Here is an 18,156-nt window from a genome sequence, read left to right as displayed (position 1 = left end):
TTGCCAAGTGCATCAGCCCACTCCTGCAGTCGGGCCTACACAACAACAAATGGAGGCGCCATGTACGCCGATCACTACGCCATTGATGGCCCTTGCCCCAGGACCGCTGCGTTTTTTCTCGAGGAAACGACGCAACGCGTTGACGCCTGCGCGCTCGCAGGGGTATACAATGCGCCGCGTTTTACCTGTGACCCCCTCGCGTACCACGCATTCTCGCCGACTCCCGGCTGATCCGCCCCAGGCTCCGTGCCAGGCGCGGCGCCAGGGTCCGGGAACCCAAGGTAACCACCTTGCCTCATTCCGCTGTGCCACGAGCGCGGCGGGTCCGATTCCGTCACAGATAAAAACAAGCAGGTGACTTCGTTCATGAGTGGACACAATTCGCAGCCGTCAGGCGAACTCAAGCGTGGCTTGAAGAACCGCCATATCCAGCTGATCGCCCTGGGGGGCGCCATCGGTACCGGCCTGTTCCTCGGCTCGGCCGGGGTGATGAAATCCGCCGGGCCCTCGATGATCCTTGGCTACGCCATCTGCGGCTTCATCGCCTTCATGATCATGCGCCAGCTCGGCGAGATGATCGTCGAAGAGCCCGTGGCCGGCTCCTTCAGCCACTTTGCCCACAAGTATTGGGGCGGCTTTGCCGGGTTCCTGTCGGGCTGGAACTGCTGGGTGCTTTACATCCTGGTGGGCATGTCGGAGTTGTCCGCCGTCGGCAAGTACGTCCACTACTGGTGGCCGGAAATCCCGACCTGGGTGACGGCGGCGGGCTTCTTCCTGCTGATCAACGCGATCAACCTGATGAACGTCAAGGTGTTCGGCGAGGCCGAGTTCTGGTTCGCGATCATCAAGGTGGCCGCCATCGTCGGCATGATCGCCCTGGGCGCGTACCTGCTCACCAGCGGCAGTGGCGGCCCGGACGCCTCGGTGGCCAACCTGTGGAGCCATGGTGGTTTCTTCCCCAATGGCGTGAGCGGATTGGTGATGGCGCTGGCGATCATCATGTTCTCCTTCGGTGGCCTGGAAATGCTCGGCTTCACCGCCGCCGAGGCCGACAAGCCCAAGACCGTGATCCCGAAGGCGATCAACCAGGTCATCTACCGCATCCTGATCTTCTACATCGGCGCCTTGGTTGTGCTGCTGTCGCTGACCCCGTGGGACAGCCTGGTGGCCAGCATCGATGCGTCGGGTGGTAGCTATGGCAGCAGCCCGTTCGTCCAGGTGTTCTCGCTGCTGGGCAGTGATGTCGCGGCGCACCTGCTGAACTTCGTGGTACTGACCGCGGCACTGTCGGTGTACAACAGCGGCACCTACTGCAATGCGCGCATGCTCTACGGCATGGCCGACCAGGGCGATGCCCCGGCGGGCCTGGCGAAGATCGACCGTCGTGGCGTGCCGGTGCGGGCGATCCTGGCGTCGGCAGCGTTCACCCTGATTGCCGTGCTGCTCAACTACTTCATGCCGCAGCATGCCCTGGAGTTGCTGATGTCGCTGGTGGTCGCGGCGCTGGTGATCAACTGGGCGATGATCAGCTACTCGCACCTCAAGTTCCGCCAGCACCTTGACCGTACCGGCCAGAAGCCGCTGTTCAAGGCGCTGTGGTACCCGTACGGCAACTACCTGTGCCTGGCCTTCGTGGTGCTGATCCTGGGCATCATGCTGCAGATCCCGGGGATCCAGATTTCGGTCTATGCGATTCCGGTGTGGCTGGTGGTGATGTATGTGTTCTATGTGATCAAGAGCAAGCGCATGGCGCAGGCGGGTACTGCGGCGGGTAGCGTGGCCAAGTAAGCCGGTAGCTTGATTCGGGAAACCCGGTGCCAGGGGCTGGTGCCGGGTTTTTTGTTGTCTGCTCGGGCCCTGTGGGAGCGGGCTTGCCCGCGAAAGCGCCCAACCAGGCAACCGCTAAATCTGCTCCAACAACCACCCGCGAAACGCCCTGAGAGAGGGCAGCGCCTCGTTGCGCGGCGGGTAGATCAGGTAATAGCTGCGCTGGCTGGCGAACGCCTCGCCCGGGCTGAACAGCTCGCCCTTGGCCAACTCCTCGGCCACCAGAATCCTCGGCACCAGGCCGATGCCGATCCCGGCGCGTACTGCCTGGATCAGGTGCGATGTCAGCTCGAAGCTCGGCCCCAGCCGCATGGCGCGGTGCGCCAGGCCGTGATGAGAAAACCATTCGCCCCAGGCATGCGGGTTGTTGGCGACATTGAGCAGCAACTCTTCGCTGATCCGTGCCGGCGTCCATGTGTCAGCTGCGCCCGCAGCCTGCGGCGGCAGGATCACCACCAGTTCCTCGGCATGCAATCGATGGCAGATCAGGCCGGGCAGGTCGTGGCTGGCCACGCCGATGGCGGCATCGATCTCGCTGGTGTCGAAGTTTATCGCCTCGATGCGTGAATGGATGTGCACCAGCATCCCGGGATGCGCGCTGTAGAACGCGTTCAGGCGCGGCAGCAGCCATTTCGAACCGAAGGTGGGAAGTGTCGCCAGGCGCAGGGTGCCTACCCCGGACTGATAGGCGAGGGCCTGCAGCGTGGCGCTGCGAATGCGCCCGAGGGCTTCGCTCAACTCGCGCTGGTACAGGCGCCCGACATCGGTCAATTGCACCTGGCGCCCCTCGCGGCGGAACAAGGTCAGGCCCAGTTGCTGCTCCAGCGCCTGGACCTGGCGGCTGACGGCGCTCTGGGTCAGTGACAGCTCGACGGCCGCGCGGGTGTAGCTTTCATGCCGGGCAGCGGCCTCGAACGCCAGCAGCAAGGACATCGATGGGGTCAGGTGGCGGTAATTCATTCATGAAACTCATCGATAGCGGCAGGATTATCCGTTTGCCCTCGGCTGGAAAGTACAGGAACATTGGCCTACTCGTCATCCGGCTCTGAGTTATTCATGCCGGCTGAGCAACAGAGCGTCGCCCGCCGGGTGATGCCAGACCGTGAACCTGCCCATACAAGAGGCCATCCTTCGATGATCGCCCAGTTGCCTGTCCGTGCGCCTGCCGCCGGCTACCCCGAATTCCTCGAAGCCCTGAGCGCCAGCGGCTTCCGTGGCCAGATCAGCGCCGACTACGGCACCCGTACGGTGCTGGCCACCGACAACTCGATCTATCAGCGCCTGCCCCAGGCGGCCGTCTTCCCGCTCGACGCTGACGACGTGGCACGCGTCGCCACGTTGATGGCCGAGCCGCGTTTTCGCCAGGTCAAACTGACCCCGCGCGGCGGTGGTACAGGGACCAACGGCCAGTCATTGACCGACGGCATCGTCGTCGACCTGTCGCGGCACATGAACACCATCCTCGAAATCAACACCCAGGAGCGGTGGGTGCGGGTGCAGGCCGGTGTGGTGAAGGATCAGCTCAACGCTGCGCTCAAGCCGCACGGGCTGTTCTTCGCCCCTGAGCTGTCGACCTCCAACCGCGCCACGGTCGGCGGCATGATCAATACCGATGCCAGCGGCCAGGGCAGTTGCACCTACGGCAAGACCCGTGACCATGTGCTCGAGCTGCACAGCGTGCTGCTCGGTGGCGAACGCCTGCACAGCCTGCCGATCGACGACGCTGCGCTGGAGCAGGCCTGCGCCGCACCTGGCCGGGTCGGCGAGGTCTATCGCATGGCCCGCGAGATCCAGCAGACCCAAGGCGAGCTGATCGAGAACACCTTCCCCAAGCTAAACCGTTGCCTGACCGGTTACGACCTTGCGCACCTGCGCGACGAAGAGGGCCGCTTCAACCTCAACAGCGTGCTGTGCGGTGCCGAAGGTTCGTTGGGCTACGTGGTCGAGGCCAAGCTCAATGTACTGCCGATCCCGAAATACGCGGTGTTGGTCAACGTGCGTTACACCAGCTTCATGGACGCCCTGCGTGATGCCAATGCGTTGATGGCGCACAAGCCTCTGTCGATCGAGACCGTCGACTCCAAGGTACTGATGCTGGCGATGAAGGATATCGTCTGGCACAGCGTCGCCGAGTACTTCCCCGCCGACGCCGAGCGCCCGACCCTGGGTATCAACCTGGTCGAGTTCTGTGGCGACGAGCCGGCTGAGGTCAATGCCCGTGTCGAGGCGTTCGTCGAACACCTGCGCAGCGATACCAGCGTCGAGCGGTTGGGCCACACCCTCGCCGAGGGCGCCGAGGCCGTGACGCGCGTCTACACCATGCGCAAGCGTTCGGTCGGTTTGCTCGGCAACGTCGAAGGCGAGGTGCGGCCGCAGCCGTTCGTGGAAGATACCGCGGTACCGCCGGAGCAGTTGGCCGACTACATCGCCGAATTCCGTGCGCTGCTCGATGGCCATGGCCTGGCCTATGGCATGTTCGGTCATGTCGATGCCGGCGTGCTGCACGTGCGTCCGGCGCTGGACATGAAAGACCCCGCCCAGGCCGCGTTGGTCAAGCCGATCTCCGATGCGGTGGCGGCGCTGACCAAGCGCTATGGTGGTTTGCTCTGGGGCGAGCATGGCAAAGGGTTGCGTTCGGAATACGTGCCGGAGTACTTCGGTGAGCTGTATCCGGCCCTGCAGCGGCTCAAGGGTGCATTCGACCCGTACAACCAGCTCAATCCGGGCAAGATCTGCACGCCGCCAGACAGCGCCGAGGGCCTGACGCCGGTCGATGGTGTCACCCTGCGTGGCGACCTGGACCGAAACATCGACGAGCGCGTGTGGCAGAGCTTCGGCAGCGCCGTGCACTGCAACGGCAACGGCGCCTGCTACAACTATGACCCCAACGACGCCATGTGCCCGTCGTGGAAGGCCACCCGCGAGCGCCGCCATTCACCCAAGGGGCGCGCTTCGCTGATCCGTGAATGGCTGCGCCTGCAGGGCGAGGCCAACATCGATGTGCTGGCCTCGGCGCAGCGCAAGGCGTCGTGGATCAAGGGCCTGCCCAAGCGCCTGGGCAACCTGCGGGCCCAGCGTCAGGGCCAGGAGGACTTCTCTCACGAGGTGTACGACGCCATGGCCGGCTGCCTGGCGTGCAAGTCGTGCGCGGGGCAGTGCCCGATCAAGGTCAACGTACCGGACTTCCGTTCACGCTTCCTCGAGCTCTACCACGGTCGCTACCAGCGCCCGCTGCGTGATTATCTGATCGGCTCGCTGGAGTTCACCATTCCGTACCTGGCCCATGTGCCGGGCGTGTATAACGCGGTGATGGGGTCGAAGTGGGTCAGCCGTCTGCTGGCTGACAAGGTCGGGATGGTCGACAGCCCACTGATCAGCCGCTTCAATTTCCAGTCCACCCTGACCCGCTGCCGTGTGGGTGTGGCCAGTGTGCCCGCCCTGCGCGAGCTGACCCCGGCCCAGCGCGAGCGCAGCATCGTGCTGGTGCAGGACGCTTTCACGCGGTACTTCGAGACGCCGCTGCTGGCTTCGTTCATCGAGCTGGCCCACCGGCTGGGCTACAAGGTGTTCCTGGCGCCCTACAGCGCCAACGGCAAGCCGCTGCACGTGCAGGGTTTCCTTGGTGCCTTCGCCAAGGCGGCGATTCGCAATGGCCGGCAGCTCAAGGTCCTGGCGGATTGCGGTGTGCAGCTGGTGGGGCTGGACCCGGCGATGACCCTGGTCTATCGCCAGGAATACCAGAAGGTCGACGGCCTGCAAGGCTGTCCGACGGTGTTGTTGCCGCAGGAATGGCTGATGGAGGCGCTGCCCGAACAGGCCGCAGGGCAGGGTGGCAGCTTCCGCCTGATGGCGCACTGCACCGAGAAGACCAACGTCCCGGCCAGCACCCGGCAGTGGGAGCAGGTCTTCGCGCGGATGGGGCTGAAGCTTTCCACCGAGGCCACCGGATGTTGCGGGATGTCCGGGACCTACGGGCACGAGGCACGCAACCAGCAGGCTTCGAAGACCATCTTCGAGCAGTCGTGGGCGACCAAGCTGGACAAGGAGGGTGAGGCGTTGGCAACCGGTTATTCGTGCCGCAGCCAGGTCAAGCGCATGACCGAGAAGCAGCTGCGCCATCCGCTGGAGGTGGTGTTGCAGTACGTGGTGCGCTGATCTCGCGGCCTCTTCGCGGGCAAGTCCGTGAAGAGGCCAGCGCAACCTTCAGCCGTGCTGCTCCCGTCCGAGCCGTGCCTGGCGGTACAGGTACAGGCTCAATACCAGCCCGCACATCGCCGCCCCGGCGGCAAACAGGAAGATCGACCTGAAGCCGAACCCTGAGGCCACCGCGCCCACCAGTGGCCCGGTGATCCCCAGCGACAGGTCGATGAACAGCGAATAGGCGCCGACCGCCGCGCCACGGTTGGCTGCCGACACCTGGTTCACCGCTTCCACCCCCAGTGCCGGGAACACCAGCGAGAAGCCGAAGCCGCTCAAGGCCGCGCCCACCAAGGCCAGCTGGGCGTTGGGTGCCAGCCACAGCATCAACAGCCCCAGGGTTTCCACCGACAGGCAGGCGATGGCCACGCGAAAACCGCCGATGCGGTTGATCAGATTGCCGAACAGCAGGCGTGCGCAGATGAAGCTGGCGCCGAACAGGCTCAGGGTCAGCGCCGCATCTGGCCAGTTGCGGCTGGCGTAGTAGAGGGTGATGAAGGTCGCGATGGTGCCGAAGCCGATCGAGCCCAGCGCCAGCCCCGAACCATGCGGGAACACCTTGCCCAGCACCTGCAGGAAGGGCAGGCGCTTGCCCGCCACCACCGGCGCGGCCTGCTTGGGCCAGGCCAGTGCCAGGCCAAGAACGCCCAGCAGAATGATGCTCGCACCCATGCTCCACAGCCCCAGGCCCTTGACCATCAGCACCCCCAGCGGTGCGCCGACGGCCAGCGCACCATAGCTGGCGATGCCATTCCAGGAGATGACCTTGGCGGTGTGTTCGGCGCCGACGCGGCCGATGCCCCAGCCGATCGAACCCGAGCCCACGAGGCTTTCCGCGCTGCCCAGTACCAGGCGCCCGATGAGCAGGCAGGTGAGGCTCAGCCAGGGCAGGTGGGTGAGGAAGCTGCAGGCCAGCATGAACACCCCGCTCAGGCCGCAGCCGAACAGGCCCCACATTACCGCCTTCTTGCTACCGAGGTTGTCGATGATACGGCTGGCGGTCGGGCGGCTGAGCAGGGTTGCCAGGTACTGCACGCTGATGACCAGGCCTGCGAGCACGGCGCTGAAACCCAGGTCGTTGTGCACATAGCTGGGCAGTACGGCAAGGGGGATGCCGATGTTCAGGTAGCCGATGAAGGTGAAGAGAACGATGGAGACGACTTGCAGGGTGACCGCAAGAGGGCGCGGTGAGTCGGGCATGGGGGCCTTCGAGGTTCTGGACTGTGTGAAAACGCGATGACGGGGGGTAGCCGCAGGTCAGCCGTTTTCACACGGTCGGTGGGGATGCGCGGTTATTCCTGATCGGCGCTGGATTGATCGTCACCTTCCTGCGAAGCAGGTGCCGGCTCGGCGGCGTGGGCGGTAACGGTTTGCTCTTCGGGGTTCAGGCTTGGGAAGGGAAGATTCGGGATTTCATGCATCTCGTCGTTCCTCGCAAGTGTGAGTGAAAAGGCGGCGCGTAGCGCAGTGGAAGCTTTTGCAAAGCCGGGGCAGGATACAGCAGTCTGGATGACAGTTTATAAATTTTCCTGTTCGCCGGTCGATTTGCGGGCGAATAGCGGACGATGTTCGCTTGGGTTCTGCCGGGAATGCATTCGCGCCGAACCGCTGCGGACGGTTCGGCGCGATCTGCCGGGCGTTACTTGCGCCCTTCAGCCGTCTCGGCCACCTTGTCGGTGCGTGCGCACATTATGAAATCGTTGCGGTGCAGCCCCTTGATCGAGTGGCTCCACCAGGTCACGGTGACCTTGCCCCACTCGGTGAGCAGGCCAGGGTGATGGCCCTCGGCTTCGGCGATTTCGCCGACGGCGTTGGTGAACGCCAGGGCGTGCTTGAAGTTCTTGAACAGGAACACGCGCTCCAGTTCCATGTGACCGTCGCGCACTTCAACGCTCCAGTCCGGGATCTCGCGGATCAATTCGGCCAGCTCTTCGTCGCTGACCTTCGGGGCGTCGGCGCGGCAGGCTTCGCAGTGGGCTTGGTTCAAGGCATTCATGGAGGTTTTCCGCTTTCGAGTTGTTGTCGGTAAGGCGGCTCAGGCCGCCTTGGGTGGGAATTTCGGCGCGTGCAGACCCAGCTGCATGGCGTGCTGGACCATGCCCATGATGTCTTCGTGGGCCAGGTCGAACAGGCGTTTCATGTTCGGCAGGACAAAGTACACCGGCTGCAGGATATCGATCCGGTAGGGCGTACGCATGGCTTCGATCGGGTCGAACACCTGGTGCTCGGGCTCGCTGGACAGGCTGTAGACGGTCTCTTTCGGTGACGAGAGGATGCCGCCGCCATAGATCTTGCGGCCCTGGGCGGTTTCCATCAGGCCGAACTCGATGGTCATCCAGTACAGGCGCGCCAGGTACACCCGTTGTTCCTTGGTGGCCGCCAGGCCGAGCTTGCCATAAGTGTGGGTGAATTCGGCGAACCAGGGGTTGGTCAGCAGGGGGCAGTGGCCGAAGATCTCGTGGAAGATGTCCGGTTCCTGCAGGTAGTCCAGCTCCTCCGGGGTGCGGATGAAGGTGGCGACCGGGAAACGCTTGCTGGCCAGCAGTTCGAAGAAGGTCTGGAAGGGGATCAGCGCCGGCACGCGGGCGACCTGCCAGCCTGTGGTGGCGCCCAGTACCTTGTTGACTTCGCCCAGTTGCGGGATGCGGTCATGGGGCAGCTTGAGCTGGTCGATACCGTCCAGGTATTCCTGGCACGCGCGGCCCTCGATCACTTTCAGTTGGCGGGTGATCAGAGTGTTCCACACGGCGTGCTCTTGCTGCGGGTAGTCGATAAAACCCTGCGCATCGGGCTCGCGGGCCACGTATTGCGTCTGTTTCATGGAGCTCTCCTGGTGAGGGCTTTCTTGTTATGGGTGGGGCGTGCCCTAGGAATAGCCCTCCGGCGGCGGTTTTGCACTGGCCTACCTGACAGGGAAGAAGCAGGAGGTAGAGTGTTTCTGTAACGATAATTTTACAATTTTAGGGTTATCCCGGAAAATCAAGGGAATCACGCTGATAGCCAAGGTATTTCTGTCAGCTTATCTTTACGAATTTTCTGCGCACCGATGAAAAAGTCGGCTGCCTCGGGGCCTTCCATGCGTATCAAAGTCCATTGCCAGAACCGCATCGGCATCCTGCGCGACATCCTCAACCTGTTGGTGGAGTACGGCATCAACGTGTTGCGTGGCGAGGTCGGCGGCGACCATGGCAACGCCATCTACCTGCACTGCCCAAACCTGATCAACCTGCAGTTCCAGGCCTTGCGTCCGAAATTCGAGGCCATCGCCGGGGTGTTCGGGGTCAAGCGCGTCGGCCTGATGCCCAGCGAGCGGCGGCACATGGAGCTCAATGCGTTGCTCGGGGCGCTGGAGTTTCCGGTGTTGTCGGTCGACATGGGAGGCAGCATCGTCGCAGCCAACCGTGCTGCAGCCCATTTGCTCGGGGTGCGCGTCGATGAGGTGCCGGGGCTGCCGCTGGCGCGCTATGTCGAGGATTTCGACCTGCCGGAGCTGGTCCGGGCCAACAAATCGCGGATCAACGGATTGCGCATCAAGGTCAAGGGTGACGTGTTCCTGGCCGATATCGCGCCCTTGCAGTCCGAACATGACGACAGCGAAGCCCTGGCCGGCGCGGTGCTGACCTTGCACCGCGCCGATCGCATCGGCGAGCGCATCTACAACGTGCGCAAGCAGGAGCTGCGTGGTTTCGACAGCATCTTCCAGAGTTCACGGGTGATGGCCTCGGTAGTGCGCGAGGCGCGGCGCATGGCGCCGCTGGATGCGCCGCTGCTGATCGAGGGGGAAACCGGCACCGGCAAGGAGTTGCTGGCCCGTGCCTGTCACCTGGCCAGCCCGCGTGGACAGGCGCCGCTGATGGCACTCAACTGCGCAGGGTTGCCGGAGTCGATGGCCGAGACCGAGCTGTTCGGCTATGGCCCTGGTGCGTTCGAGGGGGCGCGGGCCGAGGGCAAGCTGGGGCTGCTGGAGTTGACCGCGGGCGGCACGCTGTTTCTGGACGGGGTGGGGGAGATGAGCCCGCGCTTGCAGGTGAAGTTGCTGCGCTTTCTGCAGGACGGCTGTTTTCGTCGGGTCGGCAGCGATGAGGAGGTCTATCTCGATGTGCGAGTGATCTGCGCCACCCAGGTCGATTTGTCGGAGCTGTGCGCGCGGGGCGAATTCCGCCAAGACCTCTATCACCGGCTCAACGTGCTGTCGTTGCACATTCCGCCACTGCGTGAGTGCATGGATGGGCTGGAGGGGCTGGCGCAGCACTTCCTCGACCAGGCCAGTCGGCAGATCGGCTGTGCGTTGCCACGTCTGGCGCCGGCGGCGATGGACAAGTTGAGTCAATATCACTGGCCGGGCAATGTCCGGCAACTGGAAAACGTATTGTTCCAGGCCGTGTCGTTATGCGAGGGCGGCGTGGTCAAGGGCGAACATATACGCCTGCCGGATTATGGGGCGCGACAACCCCTGGGTGAGTTTTCGCTGGAAGGGGAACTTGCGCAAATCGTCGGGCGCTTTGAAAAAGCGGTGTTGGAAAGTTTGATGGCGGAGTTTCCAACTAGTCGGGCACTGGGGAAAAGACTGGGTGTTTCCCATACCACGATTGCCAACAAGTTGCGGGAGTATTCGTTGGGCAAGTCGGTGGATTGAAGAAGGTCCGAGTAAAGAACATCTAATCGACGGTGTTGTTTTCGCGGGCAAGCCCGCTCCCACAGAAGTATCGAGATCGGCCGAAGGGAGCGGGCCTTGGCGTTAGCCGTTGGAGCAACCGTTGCCCATCACGCGGTATTCGAGAATGTGCTTCTGGCCCTTGGAGTCTTCGTAGGTCATGCGCGCCGGCACCACTTCACAGACATTCGGGACTTCGCTCATGGACAGCACCTTGGCAATGTCCAGGTGTTGCGAGTAACTGTACTGTTCAACCGGAATCTGCTCGGCGTTCGTTGCAACATCATCGGCCATTGCCGCGCTGCAAACACTGCCAAGTACCAATACCAGTAACGCTTTCATTTTCAATTTACCTGTCTAAGGTCGTGAGGGGGCACGCGGCACTTGTGGTGCCGCGAGTACATCCAGAGTCTTACTGTCGAATTAGAGCGGGATTAACGTGCCTTCGTGGGGGCTGTTACAAGAAGTTAATCGCCTTGCCGTTGCTGGCGAGGTGAATTCTAGGAGTGCACCTTGAATTGAAAAAGACCCGGTTTTGATAAAGTTTTTCGGGCTTTTGACAGAATCGGTAACAATCATCGGTACGAACGTACCGGATTCTTCAGTGATGGCCTTATGCACCGCATGCTAGAGCGCCTCGATGAAATTTCGCCGTGGCGCATGCTGTTCGTTACTACCAACGTCGAATGGTCATGGCCGCTCTGGTACAGTTAAAACCGTCTCATACAAAAACAACTATTACACCGAGGTAACACAGATGAGTGCGGCTCCACTGTATCCCGTTCGTCCCGAGGTTGCGGCAAACACCCTGACCGACGAGGCCACCTACAAGGCCATGTACCAGCAGTCGGTGATCAACCCGGACGGCTTCTGGCGTGAGCAGGCCCAGCGCCTGGACTGGATCAAGCCCTTCACCAAGGTCAAGCAGACCTCGTTCGACGACCACCATGTCGATATCAAGTGGTTCGCAGACGGCACTCTGAACGTTTCCTACAACTGCCTGGACCGCCACCTCGCAGAGCGCGGCGACCAGCTGGCGATCATCTGGGAAGGCGATGACCCTTCCGAACACCGCAACATCACCTACCGCGAGCTGCACGAGCAGGTCTGCAAGTTCGCCAACGCCCTGCGTGGCCAGGACGTACACCGTGGTGATGTGGTCACCATCTACATGCCGATGATCCCGGAAGCCGTGGTGGCGATGCTGGCCTGTGCCCGTATTGGCGCTATCCACTCCGTGGTGTTTGGTGGTTTCTCTCCCGAAGCCCTGGCCGGGCGCATCATCGACTGCAAGTCCAAGGTCGTCATCACCGCCGACGAGGGGCTGCGTGGTGGCCGCCGCACGCCACTCAAGGCCAACGTTGACCTGGCGCTGACCAATCCGGAAACCAACAGCGTGCAGAAGATCATCGTGTGCAAGCGCACCGGTGGTGACATCGCCTGGCACCAGCACCGCGACATCTGGTACGAAGACCTGATGAAGGTCGCCTCCAGCCATTGCGCGCCCAAGGAGATGGGGGCCGAGGAAGCACTGTTCATCCTCTATACCTCCGGTTCCACCGGCAAGCCCAAGGGCGTGCTGCACACCACGGGTGGCTATCTAGTCTATGCCGCGCTCACCCACGAGCGCGTATTCGACTACCGCCAGGGCGAGGTCTACTGGTGCACCGCCGACGTGGGTTGGGTCACCGGTCACAGCTATATCGTCTATGGCCCGCTGGCCAATGGCGCGACCACACTGCTGTTCGAGGGTGTGCCGAATTACCCGGACATCACCCGCGTGTCGAAGATCGTCGACAAGCACAAGGTCAACATCCTCTACACCGCGCCGACTGCCATCCGCGCGATGATGGCCGAAGGTCAGGCGGCGGTCGCCGGTGCCGATGGCTCGAGCCTGCGCCTGCTGGGTTCGGTGGGCGAGCCGATCAACCCTGAAGCCTGGAACTGGTACTACAAGACCGTCGGCAAGGAGCGCTGCCCGATCGTCGACACCTGGTGGCAGACCGAGACCGGCGGCATCCTGATCAGCCCGCTGCCGGGCGCCACCGGCCTCAAGCCGGGCTCGGCGACCCGTCCGTTCTTCGGTGTGGTGCCGGCACTGGTGGACAACCTGGGCAACCTGATCGATGGCGCGGCCGAGGGCAACCTGGTGATCCTCGATTCCTGGCCGGGGCAGTCGCGTTCGCTGTATGGCGATCACGACCGCTTCGTCGACACCTACTTCAAGACCTTCCGTGGCATGTATTTCACCGGTGACGGTGCGCGCCGCGACGAAGATGGCTACTACTGGATCACTGGTCGGGTAGACGATGTGCTCAACGTTTCCGGCCACCGCATGGGGACTGCCGAGATCGAGAGCGCGATGGTCGCCCATTCGAAGGTTGCCGAAGCCGCGGTGGTGGGTGTGCCGCACGACATCAAGGGGCAGGGCATCTATGTCTACGTCACCCTCAATGCAGGCGAGGAGTCCAGCGAGCAATTGCGCCTCGAGCTGAAGAACTGGGTGCGCAAGGAAATCGGCCCGATCGCCTCGCCGGATGTCATCCAGTGGGCGCCGGGCTTGCCCAAGACCCGCTCGGGCAAGATCATGCGGCGTATCCTGCGCAAGATCGCCACGGGTGAGTACGATGCGCTGGGGGATATCTCCACTCTGGCCGACCCGGGTGTGGTGCAGCACCTGATCGACACGCACAAGGCCATGAGCCTGGCGACGGCGTGATGACTCTCGCGGGGTAAACCCACAGGCTCTGCTCAAGCAAACCCCGCCGTATACCGGCGGGGTTTTTGCATTCTGTTACCCGACATTCATCGGTAACCCGCTGCTGTCACCGTGATTGCACTGAAACGGGGCCAGAGGAAACATTTCTGTGCCTTCGGAGTGCGTTCTTGTAGCCATTTCTTGCAGCCTTGCACCCTGCACTTGCCGGATTACAAGGCTTTGCCAATAATAGGCCCGCTTATTGCTTCGTCTAAAGGTTGTTTTCCTTTTGCGCTTGCATGTTTCGCAAGAGCTGTCAATATCGCCGCCCGCAGCTTCAGGCGCTTCTGTACGTAGTTGTCGCTTTGAAGAAATATCGACTACCGGGCTGTCGTTAAAATGCCACTCACTCGCTCGTGGTCTGCGACCTTGGTCGAACCCTGCGCGGCTCGCGTTGTACTCATTCGCATATCCGGCAATCGTGTCCCTGCCGGGTATTGCCCCGTACCGATGGAGTTACCTGATGAAGAAGCTTGCACTGCTTGGCGCCCTGGCGCTGTCTGTGTTTTCCCTGGTCTCGCAGGCCGACGAGAAGCCGTTGAAGATCGGTATCGAAGCCGCCTACCCACCCTTCGCCTTCAAGCAGCCTGATGGCAGCATCGCTGGTTTCGACTACGACATCGGCAACGCCCTGTGCGAAGAGATGAAAGCCAAGTGCACCTGGGTCGAGCAGGAGTTCGATGGCCTGATCCCGGCGCTGAAAGTGCGCAAGATCGACGCCATCCTGTCGTCGATGTCGATCACCGATGATCGCAAGAAGTCCGTCGACTTCACCAAGCGCTACTACCTCACCCCAGCGCGCCTGGTAATGAAGGAAGGTATCACCGTCAGCGACAGCCTCGACGAGCTCAAGGGCAAGAAGATCGGCGTGCAGCGCGGCTCTATTCACGACCGTTTCGCCAAGGAAGTGCTGGCACCCAAGGGCGCCACTGTCGTGCCTTACGGCACCCAGAACGAAATCTACCTGGATGTCGCCGCAGGTCGCCTCGATGGCACCGTGGCCGATGCTACCCTGCTCGAAGACGGCTTCCTGAAAACCGACGCCGGCAAGGGCTTTGCCTTCGTCGGTCCGTCCTTCACCGACGTGAAGTACTTCGGTGACGGCGTCGGCATTGCCGTGCGCAAGGGCGACAAGGCCAACGCCGATCGCATCAACGCTGCCATCGACGCCATCCGCGCCAATGGCAAGTACAAGCAGATCGAGGCCAAGTACTTCAACTTCGACATCTACGGCCCCGAGTCGAACTAAATCGTCGAGTTTCACCTGTGCAATGGTGCAAACAGCAGAATCTCTGAGGTTTGCACCATTTTTCATTCCCAAGTCCTGAGGAATCCCAATCATGTTGAAAGGCTACGGGGCAGTCATCCTCGAGGGGGCGTGGCTGACGTTGCAGCTCGCCCTGTCGTCGATGGCCCTGGCCATCGTTCTCGGCCTGATCGGCGTGGCCTTGCGGCTGTCGCCGGTGCGCTGGCTGGCCTGGCTGGGCGACCTGTACTCCACGGTGATCCGTGGCATTCCGGACCTGGTGCTCATCCTGCTGATCTTCTACGGCGGCCAGGACATCATCAACCGGGTCGCGCCACTGGTCGGCTACGATGACTACATCGACCTGAACCCGATGATCGCCGGCATCGGCACACTGGGCTTCATCTTTGGCGCGTATCTGTCGGAAACCTTCCGCGGCGCCTTCCTCGGCATTCCCAAGGGGCAGGCCGAAGCTGGTGCGGCCTATGGCATGAGCAGCCGGCAGGTATTCTTCCGCATCATGGTGCCGCAGATGATCCGCCTGGCCATTCCGGGCTTCACCAACAACTGGCTGGTGCTGACCAAGGCCACTGCGCTGATTTCCGTGGTCGGCCTGCAGGACATGATGTTCAAGGCCAAGCAGGCGGCGGATGCCACCCGCGAACCCTTCACCTTCTTCCTGGCGGTGGCGGCGCTGTACCTGGTGCTGACCAGCGTCTCGCTGCTGGCGTTGAAGTATCTCGAGAAGCGCTACTCGGTGGGCGTAAAGGCGGCTGAACTATGATCTTCGACTACAACGTCATCTGGGAGGCCATGCCGCTGTACATCGGCGGTTTGCTGACCACCCTCAAGCTGCTGGCGCTGTCGCTGTTCTTCGGCCTGCTGGCGGCCATCCCGCTGGGGTTGATGCGGGTGTCGAAGCAGCCGCTGGTGAACATGACCGCATGGCTCTACACCTACGTGATCCGCGGCACGCCGATGCTGGTGCAACTGTTCCTGATCTACTATGGCCTGGCCCAGTTCGAGGCGGTGCGCGAGAGCATCTTCTGGCCGTGGCTGTCGAGTGCGACCTTCTGCGCCTGCCTGGCGTTCGCCATCAACACCAGCGCCTACACCGCCGAAATCATTGCCGGCAGCCTCAAGGCCACGCCTCATGGCGAGATCGAGGCGGCCAAGGCCATGGGCATGTCGCGCTTCAAGATGTACCGCCGCATCCTGTTGCCTTCGGCCCTGCGCCGGGCGCTGCCGCAGTACAGCAACGAAGTGATCATGATGCTGCAGACCACCAGCCTGGCGTCGATCGTCACCCTGATCGACATCACCGGTGCTGCGCGCACGGTCAACGCCCAGTACTACCTGCCTTTCGAGGCCTACATCACGGCGGGCGTGTTCTACCTGTGCCTGACCTTCATCCTCGTGCGCCTGTTCAAGATGGCCGAACGTCGCTGGCTCAGCTACCTGGCGCCGCGCAAGCACTGACCGCTCTGTGAGAATCGACAGCATGTACAAACTCCAAGTCCAAGACCTGCACAAGCGCTACGGCAGCCACGAGGTGCTCAAGGGCGTCTCGCTCGAAGCCAAGGCAGGCGATGTGATCAGCATCATCGGCTCGAGCGGTTCGGGCAAATCCACCTTCCTGCGTTGCATCAACCTGCTCGAACAGCCGCATGCCGGCAAGATCCTTCTCAACAACGAGGAGCTCAAGCTGGTCGCCGGCAAGGACGGCGCGCTCAAGGCCGCCGACCCCAGGCAACTGCAGCGCATGCGCTCGCGCCTGTCGATGGTGTTCCAGCATTTCAACCTGTGGGCGCACATGACCGCACTCGAGAACATCATCGAGGCGCCGGTGCATGTGCTGGGCATGAGCAAGAAGGAGGCGCTGGAAAAGGCCGAGCACTACCTGGCCAAGGTGGGTGTGGCGCATCGCAAGGATGCTTTCCCCGGGCACATGTCCGGCGGTGAGCAGCAGCGCGTGGCGATCGCTCGCGCCCTGGCCATGGAGCCTGAGGTGATGCTGTTCGACGAGCCGACCTCGGCGCTCGATCCTGAACTGGTGGGCGATGTGCTCAAGGTCATGCAGTCGCTGGCCCGGGAAGGCCGCACCATGGTGGTGGTCACCCACGAGATGGGCTTTGCCCGCGAGGTGTCCAACCAGCTGGTGTTCCTGCACAAGGGGGTGGTCGAGGAGCGGGGCAATCCGCGTGAGGTGCTGGTCAATCCGCAATCCGAGCGTCTCAAGCAGTTTCTCTCCGGCAGCCTGAAGTAAAGGCTGCATTCCTGCACCAGAATAGGGCATGCTGCGCAGCGAGCGCGGCATGACCCGTGCCTCACTCGACTTCAGGTTTCGGACCTAGCCTATGACCACCCAGCGAATCGGATTTCTTATCTGGCCCGGCACCAAGCCGCTGACCCTGGCCCTGGCCGAGGAAGTGCTGCAGGTGGCCCAGCGGGTGCATCCTGATGTGGTTTACGAGCTGGCGTACCTGCAGGCCGAGCCAGCCGAGGAGGGCGCCTGGCGCTTGCCGGGCGAGCCCTGGAACGGGCGCCTGGAGGGCCTCCAGAAGCTCCTGCTGCTTGCTGACGAGCCGCCGCTGGCGGTGGGTTCGGCGCTGTCGGCGGCGCTCAAGCACCTGGCCCGCAGTGGCTGCATGATCGGTGGGTTGTCGGCGGGCGTGTACCCGCTGGCCTTGCTGGGCCTGCTCGATGGTTACCGGGCCGCGGTGCACTGGCGCTGGCAGGACGACTTTGCGGAGCGTTTCCCCAAGGTCATCGCCACCAGTCATCTGTTCGACTGGGATCGCGATCGTCTGACCGCCTGTGGCGGCATGGCGGTGACCGACCTGCTGCTGGCGGTTCTGGCCCGTGACCATGGCGCGGAGCTGGCCGGGGCGGTGTCCGAGGAGCTGGTGGTCGAGCGCATTCGTGAAGGCGGGGAGCGTCAGCGTATCCCGTTGCAGAATCGTCTGGGCTCCAGCCACCCCAAGCTGACCCAGGCCGTGCTGTTGATGGAGGCCAACATCGAGGAGCCGCTGACCACCGACGAGATCGCCCAGCATGTCTGTGTCTCGCGCCGGCAGTTGGAGCGGATCTTCAAGCAGTACCTCAATCGCGTGCCCAGCCAGTACTACCTGGAGCTGCGCCTGAACAAGGCGCGGCAGATGCTGATGCAGACCAGCAAGTCGATCATCCAGATCGGCTTGTCGTGCGGGTTCTCCTCCGGGCCGCATTTCTCCAGCGCTTACCGCAACTTCTTCGGCGCCACGCCGCGGGAAGACCGCAACCAGCGGCGCAGCAGCAGCCCGTTCGAGTTGAGTTCGGCGCCGGCCGAGCGCGGGTGAGGTCGGGGCGAGTCCGCTCCCATAGCTGCCCCGCTGATTCTGAGTTCGGCGGGGTAGCTGTGGGAGCGGGCTGATCCCGCGATAGGGCCGCCGCGGGCGCCTCCCTCTCCTGTGAACACCCGTTCTCTCAATTTCC

Annotated in this window: 15 protein-coding genes; 9 read left to right on the top strand and 6 right to left on the bottom strand. The window is 62.7% G+C overall.

The window, feature by feature from the left end; translation table 11 throughout:
* The first annotated feature begins 366 nt into the window (after positions 1–366).
* On the top strand, positions 367–1,788 hold the full coding sequence (locus AC2CGW_RS01605; RefSeq protein ID WP_186666500.1) for an amino acid permease: 1,422 nt from the start codon (positions 367–369) through the stop codon (positions 1,786–1,788).
* A 114-nt stretch (positions 1,789–1,902) separates the two neighbouring features.
* On the opposite strand, the gene AC2CGW_RS01600 is transcribed toward AC2CGW_RS01605, so the two are convergent.
* Complete coding sequence (locus AC2CGW_RS01600; protein ID WP_186666499.1) at positions 1,903–2,787, bottom strand: LysR substrate-binding domain-containing protein; 885 nt, start codon at positions 2,785–2,787, stop codon at positions 1,903–1,905.
* Between the two features lie 174 nt (positions 2,788–2,961).
* Here AC2CGW_RS01600 and ydiJ point away from each other — a divergent pair, with 174 nt between their 5' ends.
* The gene (ydiJ, locus tag AC2CGW_RS01595) at positions 2,962–5,982 is read left to right on the top strand and encodes a D-2-hydroxyglutarate dehydrogenase YdiJ (RefSeq protein ID WP_484573675.1); all 3,021 of its coding nucleotides are present in this window, start codon (positions 2,962–2,964) and stop codon (positions 5,980–5,982) included.
* A 48-nt stretch (positions 5,983–6,030) separates the two neighbouring features.
* Here the strand turns inward: ydiJ and AC2CGW_RS01590 are convergent, their stop codons facing one another.
* The 4 genes from AC2CGW_RS01590 to phhA all read right to left on the bottom strand — a co-directional run bounded on the left by AC2CGW_RS01590 (position 6,031) and on the right by phhA (position 8,845).
* A complete protein-coding gene (locus AC2CGW_RS01590) occupies positions 6,031–7,224 on the bottom strand; it encodes an MFS transporter (protein WP_186666498.1) in 1,194 nt (397 codons plus the stop codon).
* Positions 7,225–7,316: 92 nt separating this feature from the next.
* Positions 7,317–7,445: a hypothetical protein gene (locus AC2CGW_RS01585; RefSeq protein ID WP_256093873.1), complete on the bottom strand. Its 129-nt coding sequence runs from the start codon at positions 7,443–7,445 to the stop codon at positions 7,317–7,319.
* Positions 7,446–7,663: 218 nt separating this feature from the next.
* Positions 7,664–8,020 (bottom strand): 4a-hydroxytetrahydrobiopterin dehydratase, encoded by a 357-nt coding sequence (locus AC2CGW_RS01580; RefSeq protein ID WP_186666497.1) that lies wholly within the window; start codon positions 8,018–8,020, stop codon positions 7,664–7,666.
* Between the two features lie 39 nt (positions 8,021–8,059).
* Positions 8,060–8,845 carry a phenylalanine 4-monooxygenase gene (gene phhA, locus AC2CGW_RS01575; protein ID WP_186710978.1) on the bottom strand — a complete coding sequence of 262 codons (786 nt, stop codon included), beginning with the start codon at positions 8,843–8,845 and terminating at the stop codon, positions 8,060–8,062.
* A 255-nt stretch (positions 8,846–9,100) separates the two neighbouring features.
* Here phhA and AC2CGW_RS01570 point away from each other — a divergent pair, with 255 nt between their 5' ends.
* Complete coding sequence (locus tag AC2CGW_RS01570; RefSeq protein ID WP_186666494.1) at positions 9,101–10,660, top strand: sigma-54-dependent transcriptional regulator; 1,560 nt, start codon at positions 9,101–9,103, stop codon at positions 10,658–10,660.
* A gap of 102 nt (positions 10,661–10,762) precedes the next feature.
* On the opposite strand, the gene AC2CGW_RS01565 is transcribed toward AC2CGW_RS01570, so the two are convergent.
* On the bottom strand, positions 10,763–11,020 hold the full coding sequence (locus tag AC2CGW_RS01565; protein ID WP_054891937.1) for a DUF2790 domain-containing protein: 258 nt from the start codon (positions 11,018–11,020) through the stop codon (positions 10,763–10,765).
* A gap of 415 nt (positions 11,021–11,435) precedes the next feature.
* On the opposite strand from AC2CGW_RS01565, the gene acs reads away from it, so the two are divergent.
* From acs to argR, 6 genes are all read left to right on the top strand, one after another.
* Positions 11,436–13,397 carry an acetate--CoA ligase gene (acs, locus tag AC2CGW_RS01560; RefSeq protein ID WP_186666490.1) on the top strand — a complete coding sequence of 654 codons (1,962 nt, stop codon included), beginning with the start codon at positions 11,436–11,438 and terminating at the stop codon, positions 13,395–13,397.
* Between the two features lie 502 nt (positions 13,398–13,899).
* Positions 13,900–14,685, top strand: a complete 786-nt coding sequence (locus tag AC2CGW_RS01555; RefSeq protein ID WP_186666488.1) for an ABC transporter substrate-binding protein — start codon at positions 13,900–13,902, stop codon at positions 14,683–14,685.
* 91 nt (positions 14,686–14,776) lie between these two features.
* Complete coding sequence (locus AC2CGW_RS01550; protein WP_054891934.1) at positions 14,777–15,466, top strand: ABC transporter permease; 690 nt, start codon at positions 14,777–14,779, stop codon at positions 15,464–15,466.
* A complete protein-coding gene (locus tag AC2CGW_RS01545) occupies positions 15,463–16,161 on the top strand; it encodes an ABC transporter permease (protein ID WP_186666486.1) in 699 nt (232 codons plus the stop codon). Before AC2CGW_RS01550 ends, AC2CGW_RS01545 begins: the two co-directional genes overlap by 4 nt.
* 22 nt (positions 16,162–16,183) lie before the next feature.
* Positions 16,184–16,948 (top strand): ABC transporter ATP-binding protein, encoded by a 765-nt coding sequence (locus tag AC2CGW_RS01540; protein WP_484573411.1) that lies wholly within the window; start codon positions 16,184–16,186, stop codon positions 16,946–16,948.
* A 91-nt stretch (positions 16,949–17,039) separates the two neighbouring features.
* The gene (gene argR / locus AC2CGW_RS01535) at positions 17,040–18,020 is read left to right on the top strand and encodes a transcriptional regulator ArgR (RefSeq protein WP_426352010.1); all 981 of its coding nucleotides are present in this window, start codon (positions 17,040–17,042) and stop codon (positions 18,018–18,020) included.
* Positions 18,021–18,156: the final 136 nt, after the last annotated feature.

It is taken from the genome of Pseudomonas sp. SYWMCR5, from assembly GCF_057197165.1.
The sequence above is the reverse complement of the archived record's forward strand: the minus strand, read 5'-3'. Positions and strand labels throughout refer to the sequence as shown.